This is a genomic window from Hyphomicrobium sp. (assembly GCF_003987855.1).
Taxonomy (GTDB): domain Bacteria; phylum Pseudomonadota; class Alphaproteobacteria; order Rhizobiales; family Hyphomicrobiaceae; genus Hyphomicrobium_B.
In genome coordinates this window covers 37677-54331 of record NZ_RXIZ01000016.1, presented here as the reverse complement: position 1 = coordinate 54331, position 16655 = coordinate 37677, and the positions used below count along the sequence as shown (strand labels likewise).

At 58.1% G+C, this 16655-nt stretch carries 14 protein-coding genes; 8 read left to right on the top strand and 6 right to left on the bottom strand.

The genetic code is table 11. The features are described 5' to 3' along the window. The first annotated feature begins 8 nt into the window (after positions 1-8). From EKK30_RS16125 to EKK30_RS16115, 3 genes are all read left to right on the top strand, one after another. The gene (locus EKK30_RS16125; protein ID WP_290986586.1) at positions 9-395 is read left to right on the top strand and encodes a DUF3307 domain-containing protein; all 387 of its coding nucleotides are present in this window, start codon (positions 9-11) and stop codon (positions 393-395) included. Positions 396-563: 168 nt separating this feature from the next. After that, entirely contained in the window at positions 564-1121 is a 558-nt protein-coding gene (locus EKK30_RS16120) for a sigma-70 family RNA polymerase sigma factor (RefSeq protein WP_290986584.1), read from the top strand. Then, complete coding sequence (locus tag EKK30_RS16115) at positions 1118-1759, top strand: NrsF family protein (RefSeq protein WP_290986583.1); 642 nt, start codon at positions 1118-1120, stop codon at positions 1757-1759. The genes EKK30_RS16120 and EKK30_RS16115 overlap by 4 nt, the downstream gene beginning before the upstream one ends. A gap of 9 nt (positions 1760-1768) precedes the next feature. On the opposite strand, the gene EKK30_RS16110 is transcribed toward EKK30_RS16115, so the two are convergent. From EKK30_RS16110 to EKK30_RS16090, 5 genes are all read right to left on the bottom strand, one after another. Then, on the bottom strand, positions 1769-3046 hold the full coding sequence (locus EKK30_RS16110) for an FAD-binding oxidoreductase (RefSeq protein WP_290986582.1): 1278 nt from the start codon (positions 3044-3046) through the stop codon (positions 1769-1771). A 55-nt stretch (positions 3047-3101) separates the two neighbouring features. Next, a complete protein-coding gene (locus EKK30_RS16105) occupies positions 3102-3926 on the bottom strand; it encodes an ABC transporter permease subunit (protein WP_290986581.1) in 825 nt (274 codons plus the stop codon). Then, complete coding sequence (locus tag EKK30_RS16100) at positions 3923-4825, bottom strand: ABC transporter permease (RefSeq protein ID WP_290986580.1); 903 nt, start codon at positions 4823-4825, stop codon at positions 3923-3925. Before EKK30_RS16100 ends, EKK30_RS16105 begins: the two co-directional genes overlap by 4 nt. A 7-nt stretch (positions 4826-4832) precedes the next feature. After that, positions 4833-6029: an ABC transporter ATP-binding protein gene (locus EKK30_RS16095; protein ID WP_290986579.1), complete on the bottom strand. Its 1197-nt coding sequence runs from the start codon at positions 6027-6029 to the stop codon at positions 4833-4835. Positions 6030-6126: 97 nt separating this feature from the next. Further along, entirely contained in the window at positions 6127-7245 is a 1119-nt protein-coding gene (locus EKK30_RS16090) for a polyamine ABC transporter substrate-binding protein (RefSeq protein ID WP_290986578.1), read from the bottom strand. 475 nt (positions 7246-7720) lie between these two features. Here EKK30_RS16090 and EKK30_RS16085 point away from each other — a divergent pair, with 475 nt between their 5' ends. The 5 genes from EKK30_RS16085 (at position 7721) to EKK30_RS16065 (ending at position 15943) form a co-directional block, all read left to right on the top strand. Beyond that, positions 7721-9121 (top strand): glutamine synthetase family protein, encoded by a 1401-nt coding sequence (locus EKK30_RS16085; RefSeq protein ID WP_290986577.1) that lies wholly within the window; start codon positions 7721-7723, stop codon positions 9119-9121. 284 nt (positions 9122-9405) lie between these two features. After that, positions 9406-10536, top strand: a complete 1131-nt coding sequence (locus EKK30_RS16080; RefSeq protein WP_290986576.1) for a response regulator — start codon at positions 9406-9408, stop codon at positions 10534-10536. 132 nt (positions 10537-10668) lie between these two features. Continuing rightward, the gene (locus EKK30_RS16075) at positions 10669-12066 is read left to right on the top strand and encodes a class I SAM-dependent methyltransferase (protein WP_290986575.1); all 1398 of its coding nucleotides are present in this window, start codon (positions 10669-10671) and stop codon (positions 12064-12066) included. 3 nt (positions 12067-12069) lie between these two features. Next, positions 12070-14712, top strand: a complete 2643-nt coding sequence (locus tag EKK30_RS16070; RefSeq protein ID WP_290986574.1) for an ATP-binding protein — start codon at positions 12070-12072, stop codon at positions 14710-14712. After that, positions 14693-15943, top strand: a complete 1251-nt coding sequence (locus EKK30_RS16065; RefSeq protein WP_290986573.1) for a response regulator — start codon at positions 14693-14695, stop codon at positions 15941-15943. Before EKK30_RS16070 ends, EKK30_RS16065 begins: the two co-directional genes overlap by 20 nt. 32 nt (positions 15944-15975) lie before the next feature. On the opposite strand, the gene EKK30_RS16060 is transcribed toward EKK30_RS16065, so the two are convergent. Beyond that, positions 15976-16521, bottom strand: coding sequence for a TetR/AcrR family transcriptional regulator (locus EKK30_RS16060; RefSeq protein WP_290986572.1), 546 nt, complete (start codon positions 16519-16521; stop codon positions 15976-15978). Positions 16522-16655 lie beyond the last annotated feature (134 nt).

Genomic DNA, 16655 nt, shown 5'->3' with positions numbered 1-16655 from the left:
TGGAAGCCATGTCACCGGTTCATGCGGCTTTAGCCGCAATATCATATCTCCTCGCCAAGCACGCGATCGCAGATTTCGTCCTCCAGGGCGACCCCATCTTTCGCCAGAAGGGACGGTATGGAGCGGCCGGCGGACTGCTGCACGCGCTGATCCATATCACCCTCACGGCCCCCATTTTTCTGCTGTTTCCAGGCGGGAGCACGACCCTAGCTGTCGGATTGCTCGCAGCGGAATTTCTGGTCCACTATCACCTCGATTGGGCCAAGGAGCAGGTCGTTCATCATTTCGGCTGGACGCCCAGAGAACCCTATTTCTGGTGGGCATTCGGGCTCGATCAGCTGCTCCACGGATTGACCTACGTCGCGATCTTGTGGATTTGGCTGCCGCCCAATTGAGCGAAAAGGCCATTTTTCACTTCTGTCATCTTGCGCCCGCCCAACTGCCTCTGCCATATGCCCGTCGGCCGGATTCTCGGGATCAATCCCGCGGAGACGGAATTTCTGTCGTTTTTCACAACGTAACGTTTTCCTCGCCCGGCTCGTAAGCAACTTCAAAGGCGCACTTTGGACCGTAAGGCTCGAGACGCTCAATGGTCGGATTTGATGCGCGCGGCGATCGCGGGCGACGAGAGCGCTTACCGTAAGCTCCTCTCTGAGCTGTCGCAGGTGCTTCGCGGCGTGGTCCGTCGCGGTTTCGCTGGCGTTGGAGTGCCGCGTGACGATGTAGAGGACGTGGTGCAGGACGTACTGCTTGCAATTCATCTGAAGCGCCATACCTGGGACAGATCGATGCCGCTCGGCCCCTGGGTGTCGGCCATCGCCCGCAACAAGATGATCGACGACCTGCGACGTCGGGGTCGCCGTCCGGAGGTGGCCGTCGACCTCAGCGAGTTCGAGATTGAGGGCGAGGATCAGCAAGCCTCGATCGATGCCCGCGATCTCGACCGGGTGCTCAATGGCCTATCGGACAAAAATCGCGACATCGTGCGCTCGATCAGCATCGACGGACACTCCGCCAAAGAGGTCGCGGAACGGCTGGGCATGACCGAAGTTGCCGTGCGTGTGGCGCTTCATCGTAGCCTGAAAGCGCTGGCAGCGACCTATCAAGAGAAGAACACATGAGGACGGACGATCTAATCAAGGCCATTGCCGCCGACGCCAAAACCGTCGAGCCTCCCATCGGTCAGACGCTGACGATGGCGGTCGGCGCTGGCACGCTGATCTCCGCCCTTCTGTTCCTGTGGGCTCTTGGCATCCGCGATAACTTCATGGACAGCATCGCCACATCGGTCCGCTTCGCGTTCAAGTTCGTTCTGACGCTCAGCGTCGCCATCCCCGCGTTCCTGCTGGTGCGCGGCCTCGCCCGCCCCGACTTCAAGCCTGATGGGAGGCTGTGGTGGCTGGCGCTCGCCCCCGCGCTGCTGCTTGCGGGTATCATCGGCGAGATGATGGTACTGCCCGCGGACACTTGGAAAGCGCGCATGATCGGGCAGAACTCCGTCTATTGTCTGATCGTCATCCCGATCCTGTCGCTGGCGCCGCTCGCCGCGGTGCTCTACGCGTTGCGCAAGGGCGCACCGACACACCCAGTTACGGCTGGTGCGGTAGGTGGACTTCTGTCCGCCGGCATCGCAGCCACGCTCTATGCGGCGCACTGCCCCGACGATAGTCCCCTGTTTCTGGCCGCTTGGTACACGATCGGCGTGGTGGTTATGACCGGCGTCGGCGCCTTGCTCGGTTCGCGCATGCTGCGCTGGTAGGCTGGCGAGCTAGATCAGGTCACGCATGCGATAATAGAGCATGCCGAGTGCAAGCATATAATTGCCGAAGACGTCGCTTAAAGGCAGCCGCAAGTGCTTGATGCGGGCGAAGAGATCAAACTTCTCCGTCGTACCGCAAATGGCATCCGACACGATTTCTGCCAAGATGTGCGTGGCGTTCACGCCGTGTCCCGAATAGCCCTGAAAGAAATAGAGGTTCGGCGCCAGACGACCCGCAGCCGGTACACGGTTGACGACAATGGCGATGGTGCCGCCCCATTTGAAATCGACGCGGGCATCCTTCAACTGCGGAAAAACCTCAACCATGCGCGGCTGCATGACGGCCGCGATGTCACGCGGATCCCGGTTCGTATAGTTGCATCGTCCGCCGAACAGCATGCGCCGGTCCGCCGACATGCGGAAATAATCAAGCACGACGTTGCTGTCCGCGACGGCGAGGTTCTGCGGATTTACCGAGGCGGTTCCGGTCCCGGTCAACGGCTCGGTCGCGATGATGTAACTCCCGGCAGGCAGCATCAGCCCCTTTAGCCCTGGCTGGCCGAACTGATTGAAGATCTCGCCGCCAACGATGACGATCCCGGCCTCGACCCTGCCGCGTTCGGTCTGCACCCAAGGCTTCGCACCGCCAGAAAGATTGACGACGCGCGTGCCCTCGAAAATCTTGACGCCAAGCGAAGTGGCAGCAGCCGCCTCACCGCGGCAAAGGTTGAGCGGGTGCAGATGGCCACTGCGGCGATCGATGTATCCGCCGTAGTATGACTCGGTCCCGAGCACCTCCGGCATCTGATGCTTTTCGATCACCGCGATCTGGTCGCCGTCCCCATCTTTAACGCGGCTTTCGACGTAAGCACGCATGTGCTCCATGTGGCGCGGGCGGGCAGCAACCTCCATCCAGCCGTAGGCGAGATCGCAAGCGATCTGGTATTTTTTAACGCGCTCCTCGATGATCTGGTGACCCCGATAGCGAATGTCCCGCACCAACTTGGCACCCGCTTCGCCCAGTTGCCGCTTGATCGCATCCTCTCCACTGATGCCGCCAATCATCTGGCCACCGTTGCGGCCCGATGCACCCCAGCCGATGCGATTGGCTTCCAAAAGGACGACTGAGCGGCCGCGCTCCGCCAACGTCAACGCCGCTGCGACGCCGGAAAACCCTCCGCCGACGATGCATACATCGGCCTTGACGGTACCTTCGAGCGCCGGATAGCGCGTTTGGTCATTCGCCGTCGCCGCGTAATAGGAGCGTATGTAATCTTGCGCTGTCACGATGGCCCGCTCCATAGCGCGGCCCAGCGCGAAAGACAAATGCGTCTTGTCATCTTCAGCCCGCCGCGCCGAAGGCCTTCCGCCTCTCCCGCTCGACACGTTCCGTTTGACGCTTCGTGAAGTACGCTGCCGACAGAACGCCGACTGTCACAATCCCAATTAGAATTGTCGAGATCGCGTTGATCTCCGGCGTCACCCCGAGCCGGACCTGGCTGTAAATCTTCATCGGTAGCGTCGTAGCGCCCGGACCCGTGGTGAAACTCGCAATCACGAGATCATCGAGGGACAAAGTAAAGGCCAGCAGCCAAGCCGATATGACGGAGGGCGCGATGATCGGTAGGGTAACCTGAAAGAAGGTGCCGACCGGCGTCGCGCCAAGATCCATCGCCGCTTCTTCGACCGATTTGTCGAAGTCCTGCAGCCGCGCCTGCACGACGACTGCGGCGTAGCACATCGTGAACGTGATGTGGGCGATCGTGATCGTCCAGAAGCCGCGATCGAGCCCCAGAGCCACGAACACCAAAAGAAGCGACAGTCCTGTTATGACGTCGGGCATGACGAGAGGGGCAAAGATCATTCCCGAAAAAAGCGTGCGTCCAGGAAAGCGCCCCATGCGAACGAGCGTGATAGCAGCGAGCGTTCCAAAGACCGTCGCGACCGTCGCCGATACGATCGCGACCCGTATGGTCACCCAGGCCGCGTCCTTCAACGCCTGATTTTGGAGAAGCGATCCGTACCATTTGGTTGACCAGCCGGCCCATACGGTCACGAGCTTCGACTCGTTGAAGCTGAAGATCACGAGCAGCAGGATGGGAATGTAAAGGAACGCGAATCCGAGCGTAATGGAGGTCGCGTTGAACCACGAAAAGCGTCCGTTCATCGTGCGGCCTCCCGCTCAAGTTCCTGTTGGCGCTGGAAGAGAACGATAGGAATGATGAGCACGAGCAGCAGCAGCACGGCTACTGCGGAAGCTAAAGGCCAATCGCGGTTATTGAAGAACTCCGTCCATAGCGTCTTACCGATCATCAGTGTTTCTGAGCCGCCGAGCAGATCGGGAATGACGAACTCACCGACTGCCGGAATGAAGACCAGAAGACAGCCCGCGAAGACGCCGGGAAGCGACAGGGGGAACGTGACCTGCCAGAAGGCGCGCCACGGCTGTGAGCCCAGATCCTGCGCCGCTTCCAGCAGTGAAGGATTGATCTTCTCGAGGCTGGCATAGAGCGGCAGGATCATGAATGGCAGATAGGAATAGACGATGCCGATATAGACGGCCGTCGTCGTATTCATGATCTGCAGCGGTTCGCTGATAAGGCCGAGCTTGATCAGAAAGATCGACAGGAAACCTTCGGGCTTCAAGATCGCGATCCACGCGTAGATGCGGATCAGAAACGAAGTCCAGAAGGGCAGGATCACGAGCATCATCAGCGTGGGCTGCCAGGACTTAGGCGCCCGAGCCATGCCATAAGCCATTGGATAGGCGACGAGCAGCGTCAGCAGGGTCGACAGGAACGCGATCTTCAGGCTCGAAATGTACGCGTTTATGTACAGAGGGTCGCCGAAGATGAAAGAGTAGTTGTCGAAGTTCAGCTGAGAAATGAATGCAGTTAGTCCTGTCGCCCAACTGAACGTCGGCGTGTACGGCGGGATAGCGGTCGCCACCTGGGACAGCGACAGCTTGAAGACGATGACGAACGGAATGAGAAACAGAACGAGCAACCAAAGGTACGGCGGTCCGATGACGTACCAGCGCCTGTAGTCAGCAGTCTTTGCTGTCATTGGAACCTCAGCCCGTCAAAACAACGCCGGCATCGACCGGCCAATCGAGCCACACCTGATCTTCCCAGGTAATCGACTGCTCGACAGTATGCGCAGAGTTGGCACGTAGCGCCGTCACCCGCTCACCGGGCGCTGTGCGCACATGATAATGCGAGATCGAGCCAAGATACCCGACGTCTTCGACCTTCCCCGGAATGACATTGAGGTCGGTCGCGGGCTTCTCGCGGCCGATCCGGATTTTCTCTGGCCGCAAAGCCAAGCCGACATTCTGGCCGACCGAGACTTTCTCAGTGCTTCGCGTCTTGAATTTGTATCCGTCCTTGCCATCGATCTCGATGCAGCCGTCGGAGACTTTAGAAACGGTGCCTTCAAAGACGTTCACGTCGCCAATGAAGCCAGCGATGTAGCGCGTCTTCGGATTCTCATAGATGTCGCCCGGCGTCGCGACCTGCACCAGCACGCCCTTCTCCATCACGGCGATGCGGCTAGCGACCGTCATCGCCTCTTCCTGATCGTGAGTGACGATGATGAAGGTGGTGCCGGTCGTTTCCTGAATGCGCATCAATTCGAACTGCGCCTGCTGCCGCAACTTCTTGTCCAAAGCTCCGAGCGGCTCATCGAGAAGCACGATGCGGGGCTTTTTCGCGATGGCCCGGGCGAGCGCGACGCGCTGCTGCTGCCCACCGGAGAGCTGATTGGGTTTGCGCTTTGCGAATTGGCGAAGTTCGAGCATCGCCATCGCTTCGTCGACACGCTCCGCGATCTTGTCCTTGGGCATCCCTTCTTGACGAAGCCCAAAGCCGATGTTCCGTTCCACCGTCATGTGCGGGAACAGCGCGTAGGATTGGAACATCATATTGACCGGCCGCTCGTAGGGCGGCAGCGCGGTGATATCCTGCCCAGCGACAATGATCTTGCCATCCGTCGGCCGCTCGAAACCTGCCAGCATGCGCAGCAACGTGCTCTTTCCGCAGCCTGAGGGTCCGAGCAGCGCGAAGAACTCCCTCTCGTAGATGTCGAGCGTCACCTCATTGACCGCGACGAAGTCATCAAACCGCTTGGTTATGCCTTCGAAGCGAACGATGGGCGCAAGTTTCGGGTCCTTCCAAGGTGCAAACCCGGATTGCGGCGCTGCGGTGCGGGGTCCAGCGCGTTGCGGAGATGCGGTAGCGTTCGCCTGCGGTTGGGCAGTTGCGAGAACCATTGTGACGTTCCCTAAGAATGTTCCCGATTATTCGCCGGCGCACCGGCGATGCAGCTAAGAAAAAACCGCGCCAGAGTGTTCTGGCGCGGTCTTTGGATTATTGTCCCGTCGTGATTTTCGTCCACATTCGAGTGACGACACGCTGGGTTTTGTTGTCCCAGGTGAGATGGACGAACAGCTTCTTCATCGTTTCCGGATCCGGATAGACCGCCGGATTTTTCAGAACGCTCTCGTCGATGAACTTCTGAGAACCGAGATTGCCGTTTGCGTACTGAATGAAGTTGGAAGCCTTCGCCATCACTTCTGGCCGGTTCAAGTAATTGATGAAGGTCAGCGCTGCGTCGACATCCTTGGCGTCCGCGGGGATCGCCATCATGTCGAACCACATCTGAGTGCCTTCTTTGGGGATGTTGTACTTGATGACCTGACCGTTTTTCGCTTCGGTCGCGCGAGAAGCCGCCTGAAGAATATCGCCAGACCACCCGAGCGCCATGCACGCATCGCCATTGGCCAGCGCGTTGATGTATTCGGACGAATGGAACTTCTTGATATACGGCCTGATCTTCAACAAGACCGCCTCGGCCTTGTCGAAGTCTTCCTGCTTTGTGGTGTTCGGGTCGAGGCCGAGATAGTTCAACACAACCGGAATAATGTCTTCCGGCGAGTCGAGCATGTAGATGCCGCAATCCTTAAACTTCGCGGCGATCTCGGGCTTGAAGATCATATCAAGAGACGTCACCGGCGCATCGGCCATACGCTCTTTTATCTTCGCTTCGTTATAGCCGACACCAGTGGTGCCCCACATCCAGTTCACGGCGTATTCGTTGCCCGGATCATACTTGGCGATGCGCTCGTAAATTTCAGGCCAGATGTACTTCAGGTTCGGTATCTTCGCCTTGTCGAGCTTCTGGAAAACACCGGCCTTGATCTGTCGCGATAAGAACGAGGCGGTTGGCACTACGACATCATATCCGCTGCCGCCGGCAAGAAGCTTCGTCTCCAGAACTTCGTTGCTGTCGAAGACGTCGTAGACGACCTTGATTCCCGTCTCTTTCGTGAAGTCGGTCAGGATCGTTGGATCAATGTAATCCGACCAGTTGTAGACTTTGACGACCTTTTCTTCTGCTTGTGCTGATTGACCGGCAAACGCGATTGCAGCAGTTGCTGCAACGATAGAGTACGCGACGCGACGCGCCGCCTTCTCGAGCCACAACATCCGAACTCCTCCACGGATCAGTCTTTTAACCAGCGGCGGGAACCGCCGGTCCAAGCTCCGCGCGATCGGCGCAAAGCTTTGCTAAACGCTATCCATACTGCGCATTTAAATTGCGAAGCACAACGGGGCTCGACAGAGAAATCATGTTTGCAGTGCGGAGAATGTAGAATCCTCAGGCGGCAAATGCTTGTTTGCCCGATACGAAGTCAGGGAAATGCCCTATTCGGCGGCATGCACCATGGTATGGACAGTGTCATAGTTCGCGTGCCGCTATTGAGGTCGGCCTATCGAATGAGGTAAGTCTCATCCATCAATGCCCGGCCCTGCGATGCTCTCAGCCATCGCGCGAACAGACTTATGAGCTGTTTACCGAAACCTGCGGTTTGATCCGACGGTGAAGATTACGGCTCTTTTCCGCCCTGTCGTGCGACAGCGTTCGGAACTGACGGCGGCCAAAACTTAAACCAGGTGATATATGAATGCCCCACCCACTCGGCCTTTGAACGAGGACAGTGATTTCGGCGCAGGCTCGACGCCAGAGCGCCTTCGCGACTGGCTGCGCGAACATCGAATAGAGGAAATCGACTGCGCGGTACCTGATATCGCAGGAGTTGCTCGCGGCAAAACAATGCCTGCGGAGAAGTTTGGAAAGCTCGACCCGGTTCATTTGCCGATCTCGATTTTCCATCAGACCATCACCGGCGATTACGTCGGTTTCGAAGAAGATGGCCAGGCGCTTTATGCTGAAAGCGACCTGATGATGGTCCCCGATTTGTCGACCATCAGACCCGCGCCGTGGGCATCAAGTCCAACCGCGCAGGTTATTCACGATGCGACCTGGCAGAGCGGCGCGCCTGTCGAGATCGCGCCGCGCAACGTGCTAAAGCGCATCGTCGATCTCTACGCGCAGGAAGGTTGGGTGCCGGTCGTGGCGCCCGAACTCGAATTCTATCTAACGAAAACGAACCCCGACCCCGACTATCCTCTCGAGCCGCCGACGGGACGTTCCGGGCGTCCAGGCGCCGGTCGCCAAGCCTATAGCCTCGGTGCGGTCGATGAATACGACAAGATCGTCGACGACATCTACGACTTCGCCGAACGCCAGTATCTGAAGATCGATACAATCATTCAGGAAGGCGGCGCCGCGCAGCTCGAGATCAACCTGCTTCACGGCGATCCGGTCGACCTCGCTGACCAAGTGTTCCTTTTCAAAAGAACGATCAGAGAAGCCGCGTTCGCTCAGAACTGCTATGCGACGTTCATGGCGAAGCCGCTTGCTAACGAACCGGGCAGCGCCATGCACGTCCACCAGAGCGTGGTCGATGCAAAGACCGGCAAGAACATATTCACTGCGGAGAACGGCGAGCCCAGCAAGTTGTTCTTCAACTTCCTCGCCGGCCAACAGACGTATCTACCGGCAGCTTTGTGTCTCTTGGCGCCCTACGTGAACTCCTATCGTCGTCTCGTTCCCAACGGCGCTGCACCGATCAACGTTGAATGGGGCTACGACAATCGTTCCGCGGGTTTGCGCGTACCGATCTCACCGGCTGCGGCTCGACGCGTCGAAAACCGGCTGGCAGGTGCCGACTCCAACCCCTACCTCGCGCTCGCTGCGAGTTTGGCGTGCGGATATCTCGGCATCAAAAATGCGCTCGAACCCCGGCAAGCGGTGGTCGGCAACGCGTATCGCAACGATCACCAGCTGCCGCGTGGCCTCCTTGAGGCACTGACTGATTTCGAGGAGAGCACTGCGCTGCACGAGATCTTGGGCAAGCGCTTCTGCCACGTTTATCTCGCTTTGAAGCGCAGCGAATTCGAAGAGTTCATGCGCGTTATCAGCCCGTGGGAACGCGAGCATCTCCTGCTGAGCGTCTGACGCTAACTGACATTGCTTACCAAGCAGGCGACCGGAACTTTTTCGGTCGCCTGCTCGAAACATGCCAATCATGGTTAGCGCGAGCCTCTCGCCCCAGGGTGACACCTGCCGTAACGATTTTTTAGTCCTGCATGAGAACACTTTAAATTTGCAGGCAATTGTTATGTTGATTTCAAAGTTTGTTCGCCCATTTTGACGGCTGGCCGAGACTTATACCTGCCCAGCAATGCATCACGAAATTACTCAGCTATCGCCGCATTGAGGCGAGCGGGAACTTTCTTAATATGAAGGCGGAAACGCAGCTCGATAAGAAAGGTCCGACGATACTTTTCGTCGACGACGAACCTTTGTCGCTCAAATACTTCAAGGCGACCGTGAGCAAATACGCCAACGTCCGAACGGCCAACAGCGCCGACGCCGCTCTTGAAATTCTCGAGGCCGAAGGCGAAGACATTTCAGTCGTCGTCAGCGACGAACGCATGCCCCGCGAAAGCGGTGTGTCGTTCCTGAGTGACGTTCGCAGGTCATGGCCCTCAACGATCCGCGTACTGACGAGCGCCTACGCAAACATCGACAATTTGCAGCATGCAATCAATGAAGCCGCGATCTACCGCTTCGTGCCGAAGCCATGGAATCTCGACGAACTGTGCGTCGCCATGCAGGACGCTTTACAAGCAGAGCGCACCGCTACCGCCGTAGCTGAGCCTGTGCTTGGCCCAGTGCCGACCGGCGATGCGCACGACGCAAATCTTGCCCTGCTCGCAATCCTAGCCGGCGGCTTCGACGCGCCACTGAACTCACTTGAGACCGAGGCTTTTCAGCTCACCCATCTCAGCGGCCAGTCTCCCCTGGACAACCTCCCGACCACGGGATCGCACATCTCCAACTGGTCAAGCAGGTTGCGCGGCTCGAAGGTTTCCGCATCCGCCGATCAGGTTCGCCGGGATGTAGAGCGTTGCCGATCCCTAGCCAAGTCGATCAAAAATCTCGCGCGAAACCTCGCCAGTCCAATGACCGCCCCCCTGTCCTCGATGGCAGATACCCTTTGGGAGGTCATCGAACTCAACGGCTTGCCTATTGCCAATCAGTCCCCTTTGGATGCCCGCGAGGATTTCACCTATCGCATCCCTCGCGAAATCATGAAGTTTGTACTGTCGAGCGTTTTGCGCAGAGACACGGGGCGGGCGAACGCCGGGCTTTATTCCGAGATCAAGCTATTCGCTGCACCCAGCCATAACGAGGTTCAGCTGACATTGGGATCCAACGAGGATAAGGGGGCCATCGCCCTCGCCGACGATCAGTCTTGGCGCATTGTACGCAGCGCGCTTTGGGCCTTCGGTGGAGAGCTTCAGACCAGGCTGGATGAAAAATCAGGCAGACCCATGCTGGTGGTGTGCGTTTCCAAAGCAGCGTAGCCGAGATGTATCACCAAGGCCTTGACAACTAAAAATTATATCTACTGGTTCCAAATCACGCGGCTCAAAATTGAACGATTGTGGTAACCTTCCTGCCAGGCAGTCGACATTGTTCAGGCAGGAGCGGGTCCCTTGCGCATCGAGCGAGATATTGATCGCACGGTCTCATTTAGAAGCAGCCAGGGGGGTATTTTCCGGGGCACCCTCAGCAAGCTTTCAAGACGAAATATCGTCTTCGAGATCTACAATCCGATCTCCCCGGTCCAAACAAGTGAGGTTCTGAGCGACCTCAAGGTCAGGCGCGGCAAGAACCTTGTTTACCAGGGGGATGCTGTCGTCACCGGCGTCGTGACCACGAGCATCCTCGTTGTGGTGTCCGCAACGCTCGTTAATCAGTGGTCATCGATCGACGGCATTGTGTCCGATCCCGCTGGGCTCGGCTCCGAAGTCGGCCGGTTCGTGGACGAATGGGATCGTGGCAACAAACTCGATCCAAACTACCAATTGAAGGTTGCTGACCTGAGATCGTTTTTGAGCGATCTTAGCTTCTGGCTGGACCAGGTCGACCTGGCTATCGAAGGAGAGCCCGGTACCCTCGCCGCGCCGCTGGACACCGAGCGCTTCGAGGAAATCAAGGCCCCGATCATGCCGCGTCTCACCCAGCTTTTCCTTGAGCTGGAAGAGGCTTGCCGTCAGCTCGAAGTGGATGAGGTCGAGAACCACAAGCAGCTCGCCCAGCGCGATCTGCTGCCCTTGATGATGGCTTCGCCGTTCTTCAACCGAGTCTATTCGAAGCCGCTTGGCTACGCCGGCGACTACGAAATGGTTAACATGATGTTCCGCAAGGAGCGCGGCGGCAAGACCACATTCGGGCAGATCATTAACGATTGGCTACTGAACGGCGGCCCGCCCGAGGCCCATCGCAACCGCATCTACATGCTGGACGACATGCTTTGCCGCGCGGCCGAAGAAGCGGCTGCAGCGGGACGGCAGGTCCGAGTCCTTAACGTCGGCTGCGGGCCGGTCCAAGAGTTGCAGCTCTTTTTCGCTAAAAACAAGGAAGCATCACGCTTCTCGTTCGACCTGCTCGACTTCAACGCCGAGACGCTCGCATACGCCAAGCGCCAAATCGAGAACGTCACGGAAGGTCAGGAAGACCCACCCAAGGTCACCTACATCCTCAAGACCGTCCAGGAGCTACTTCGCCAGGCGATCGAGCTGCCTGAGGCCGCTAAGACTTACGACATCATATATTGCGCCGGCCTCTTTGATTACCTGTCCGATCGTGTCTGTACCAAGCTGGTACGTCTCTTCTACCAGTGGTGCGAACCCGGTGGTCGCGTCATTGTCACAAACGTCCACTCGTCAAACCCTGTGAAAGGTTTGATGGAGCACGTCATGGAGTGGCATCTCGTCCTGCGTGATGAATCCGACATGACCAGGCTCGCACCAGATCTCGGGTCGCTAAAGATTTATACAGACCAGACCGGTATCAACGTATTCCTGGAGATCGACAAACCACCTAGCTGAAGCATGGATGACAGCAACGACCTGAGACACGCCTTCGAGGCTGAGGAGCATGAGCTTCGGCTAAGGCAGTCGAAGGTTGCGTGCATCCTGGGCATCGTGCTTATTCCGGCAGGTATCGCTCTCGACTACATCACGTATGCCGGTCAGCTCGAGACGCTCGCGGCTATCCGGCTCATCGCGGCAGGCCTAATTGCCGTCCTCTACGCCCTTCACTTCTGGCACCGGACCGCCATCTACGTCCGATATCTCACGATGGCAGGGCTGCTCATCGCCGTCGCCTCGATTGCCGTCATCATCGGAATCACCGACGGGGCCAACTCGACCTATTATAACGGCCTGTTTCTGATCTTGTTCGCCGTTGGCGTCCTGGCGCCGATGCAGCCGTTCGAAGCCGCGCTGTTGTGCATCTCTACACTCGGCATCTACATCGTCGCATGCTCGCGGGTGCCCAGCGCTTCGGAGACGATGAACACGCTTTTGAACAACCTCTACTTCCTCGTTTTGACGTGCATAATCTCGATCACCGCCGTCCACTTCAACTACCGTCGCCGCTTCAACGAATTCCGGCTCAAGTACAAACTGTCTGCTCAGCATCAGGAATTGTCGGCCCTCGACAGGCTGAAGTCTCAGTTCTTCGCCAACGTCAGCCACGAGTTGCGCACGCCGCTGACCCTGATCCTTGCCCCCGTCGAAAAGCTGAAGTCGGACTCGACCCATCTTTCCGCTGCGTCCCAGGAACTCCTGGAGGTCATCGAAAACAACGCGCTTCGCCTGCTTCGTCTCGTCAACGACATCCTAAGTCTCATCCGGCTTGAGGAAGGCCGCGCCGCGCTGTCGAAAAAGTCGATCGACATGGGGCATTTTCTAAAACATACGGTGGCCTCGATGAAGCATCTCGCCGCTCTGAAGGGCGTCGAGCTAAATCTCGAAGAACCCACCGGCGACCTGCTCATCAACGCGGACCCCGACGCACTCGAAAAGATCGTCAGCAACGTCATCTCCAACGCCATCAAATTCACGCCGCCGGGAGGACGGATCGACGTTTCGGGTTGGAATGAGAACCAGAAGGTAATCGTCAGGATCTCCGATACCGGTATCGGTATTCCAGCCGAACAGCTGCCTCACATCTTCGATCGCTTCTACCAGGTCGATGGCTCGGCCACACGCCGCCACCAAGGCCTGGGTCTTGGTCTCGCGCTCGTTCGCGAACTCATAACCCGTCACGGCGGCGACGTATCGGCGACGAGCGATACAGGCCACGGCACGACATTCATTCTGCGCCTGCCGCATGCATTGGAGGCATCGCAACTCGACATGGATTCGGAGGAGAAGCCCGATCGCTTGGCAGACGATCCCCTGCGCACCTTCGACCGTATGGCTTCCGCCCGCGCCATCCTCGTGCCCGACGCCCCAGCAGCCTTGCCCCCGCCGCCCACTACGCAGGAACCCGCAAGCGCCCCCGAGGCGCATGAATTGCCACTTCTGCTGATCGTCGATGACGAACCGGATATGCGCCGCTATCTGGCGTCGATGCTGCGCGAGAACTATCGCATCATCGAAGCGTCGGACGGGGTGGGCGCGGTTGAGAAGGCCAGAGAATACAAGCCTGATCTGATGCTACTGGACGTGATGCTCCCAGGCATTACGGGCCTCGAGGTCTGCCGTACTCTCAAGGAAGAGCCCGCAACGCGAGCCATAAAGATCATCATCCTGACGGCACGCGCCGATGAGGATGCCAAGATCATCGCCCTGAAGCACGGTGCCGATGACTTCCTGATCAAACCCTTCAGCGGGCTTGAAGTCCGCTCGCGCATCGCGAATTTGATCCGTGCGGCTCAGCTCGAAAGCGATCTCCATCGCACCAATGCCGAGCTCAAGCAGAGCTTGCAGCAGTTGCGCGAAACCGAGGCCGCCCTTGTCCAGAACGCACGATTGAGCGCGCTCGGAACCATGGCCGCCGGACTCCTTCACGAAATTGGCAACCCACTGAACTTCATGGGCACGGCGCTACAGCTTGCGGCCCGCGACCCAACCATTCAATCGGATCCGGACACAGCCGATACATTGAAGGACATCCACGCCGGCTACGAGCGTATCCATCGCGTCGTAACCGACCTCAGGGGCTTCACCGCACCTCACCGGCCTGAGCACCCTCGCCCATTCCGCATCGAATCCGCGATCGACCACGCGCTTCGATTTACGGCACACGTTCAGAAAGGCATAACCATAACGAAGAATATCGATGCCAACGCTGACGTGTATGGCTCGCAGTCGACGATCGCTCAGGTTCTGGTCAATCTGATCGTCAACGCGGTCGCTGCTGTAAGAACCGTCGAAGAAGAACGTACGCCGGAAATTGCGATTACCTCCAAAATCGAGGGTAACGAGGTCATTGTGTCCGTTCGTGACAACGGAACCGGCATCGATCCGAAAATTCAGAGCCAGATATTTGACCCCTTCTTCTCCACGAAAGACGTCGGCGAAGGCATGGGACTCGGCCTTGCGGTCAGCCACCGCATCATTGCCAACCATGGGGGTTCATTGAGTGTTAAGAGTAGTCTTGGAGAGTGGACCGAGTTCCGTTTCAACTTGCCGATCGCCTCGGAAAAAGAAGACCAGGTCGCTTATGGACTCGCTTCGTACTGACCAGCCCGTCGAGATCTTGATCGTCGACGACGAGCCGCAAGCGGTCAAGTACTTCAAAAAGGCCTTTGGCGCGAAGTACGACGTCCTGACCGCGACGAGCGCCGACGAAGCTGAAACGCTCATTCTATCCGGCGACCACAACATCGGACTCGTCATTTCCGACCAGCGGATGCCGGGCCGCAGCGGCGTAAGCCTGCTCAACCGCATTCGCAACGAGCGTCCGGACATCATCCGCATGCTCACGACCGCCTACGCCGATCTCGACAGCGCCATCGACGCCGTGAACAAAGGCGAGATCCTCCGCTACATTTCGAAGCCCTGGGATCTGCGCGTCCTTGAGGCCGAGATCGAACAGGCGATTACGTTCTATCTCCTCAAGAACGAATATGACATGCTTCTGCGCGACAAGCTCAGCGCGTTGCACCGCACGCTTCTTCGCGACCGGATGAATGACCTAGCCATGTTGTCGGGGCTGTTGCCGTACAACAATGCGCCGCTGACGATGTATCGCTATCTCAAGGACGCGGTCGCGGAAACAGCCTGGCGCCCGTCGGCGCAGAAGCTCTGGTCACAGCTGCGCGTTCGCGACCATTGGCGTATCCCGGTCGAGGAGGCCGAGCGCACGATCGAGTTGAGTGAGAGCCTGAAGACGCCTGTTCTTAACGCCTCCACTGGTGCCCTCAATAGCACCGACGTTGTTTCAGTCATAACCGAATGCGCAGACAGCATCAATCGTGACGCCGGAGCCGCGCAGATTTCCGTCACTGCCGAGCAATCGAGCTTGGCCATCGATGCAAATCCCGCAACGATGCGCGAAATTTTCTACATGCTCATGGAGCCCATGAGCACGTGGCCAGCCGCCGGCAGCAACGTGCATGTCAACGTACGAAGCGAAGGCACAGAGGCCGGTACAGCCGTCGGCGTCGAATTCGAGTTGCGCAACTGCGAGCCCCAGCGCTCGATGCAGGATTCCGTGCTTTTCACTCCTCCCCTGCATAGCGCACCAAAGCGCGCCAGCGACTATTTGAAGGCATCCCTTGCCATCGGCCACATCGGCGGGATGATCTCTTCTCCGCCGATGGAGAACGGCTTGAAGCGCGTGCACGTCTCGTTCCCGATCCGGGCAAGCTCCGAAACCAAGAAGATTGCCAGCATGCCGAAAGCATGGCTGCAGGATCTCAGTGACGAGTATGAGAAATGGGTTCTCGGAACCCTCGATATGGCTGCCTGAGCAGACGCGACCAGCAGCCGATTATCGAACCCCTAGGCCAGAACACCTTTGAGGAAGCTAGAGATCGCATCGTCGATCGCTTCCCCACTCCTGTCTTCCGTTTCATCCTGATCGATGAGCAGCAACGATAGCCCGTGCACAAACGCCCACGCGGCTCTTGCCTGCCCCTCGGCGGATCCTCTCCTGAAATCTCCCGTCTCTTGGCCACGACTCACACACTGCAATAAAGCCTGGCGCGTGGATTGCCGCACCGGTTCCGGTTCGTTGGCCGGGAGTGCCGCGAGTTCCGAGCTGAACATGAGGCGGTAAAGCGACGCATTCGTAAGCGCGAAACCAACGTGGCTCCGAAGAATTGCAACTATCTCGGCGTGAGGCGGCTTGTTTTCGCGGCGAGTGGCGGAATTGATCCGGTCGCAAAGTTGCCGATGCCCATGCATTGATATTTCGGCCAAAAGTTCCGACTTATCCGCGAAATGCTTATAAGGCGCGGTGTGGCTCACATGGGCTCGACGCGCCAATTCGCGCAGGGTAAACCGCCATCCCCCCGCTTCACGTAACATCTCTTGCGCCGTTTCCATCAAAGCGCGCTTGAGATCGCCGTGATGGTATGGTCGTTCAGGAGGTTCGCTCAAGGCGACACCGGGATTACGGAGGCATCACGTGATGGCAGGGGAAACCGGCAGCCCCATATCAACCTACATGTTTCCGCTGT

Bases quoted from the DNA above. Each gene is read 5' to 3' on its own strand.
- EKK30_RS16060 (WP_290986572.1), bottom strand. From the start codon at position 16,521: ATGGAAACGGCGCAAGAGATGTTACGTGAAGCGGGGGGATGGCGGTTT.
- EKK30_RS16080 (WP_290986576.1), top strand. From the start codon at position 9,406: ATGAAGGCGGAAACGCAGCTCGATAAGAAAGGTCCGACGATACTTTTC.
- EKK30_RS16085 (WP_290986577.1), top strand. From the start codon at position 7,721: ATGAATGCCCCACCCACTCGGCCTTTGAACGAGGACAGTGATTTCGGC.
- EKK30_RS16095 (WP_290986579.1), bottom strand. From the start codon at position 6,029: ATGGTTCTCGCAACTGCCCAACCGCAGGCGAACGCTACCGCATCTCCG.
- EKK30_RS16100 (WP_290986580.1), bottom strand. From the start codon at position 4,825: ATGACAGCAAAGACTGCTGACTACAGGCGCTGGTACGTCATCGGACCG.
- EKK30_RS16115 (WP_290986583.1), top strand. From the start codon at position 1,118: ATGAGGACGGACGATCTAATCAAGGCCATTGCCGCCGACGCCAAAACC.
- EKK30_RS16125 (WP_290986586.1), top strand. From the start codon at position 9: ATGTCACCGGTTCATGCGGCTTTAGCCGCAATATCATATCTCCTCGCC.
- EKK30_RS16070 (WP_290986574.1), top strand. From the start codon at position 12,070: ATGGATGACAGCAACGACCTGAGACACGCCTTCGAGGCTGAGGAGCAT.
- EKK30_RS16105 (WP_290986581.1), bottom strand. From the start codon at position 3,926: ATGAACGGACGCTTTTCGTGGTTCAACGCGACCTCCATTACGCTCGGA.
- EKK30_RS16090 (WP_290986578.1), bottom strand. From the start codon at position 7,245: ATGTTGTGGCTCGAGAAGGCGGCGCGTCGCGTCGCGTACTCTATCGTT.
- EKK30_RS16065 (WP_290986573.1), top strand. From the start codon at position 14,693: ATGGACTCGCTTCGTACTGACCAGCCCGTCGAGATCTTGATCGTCGAC.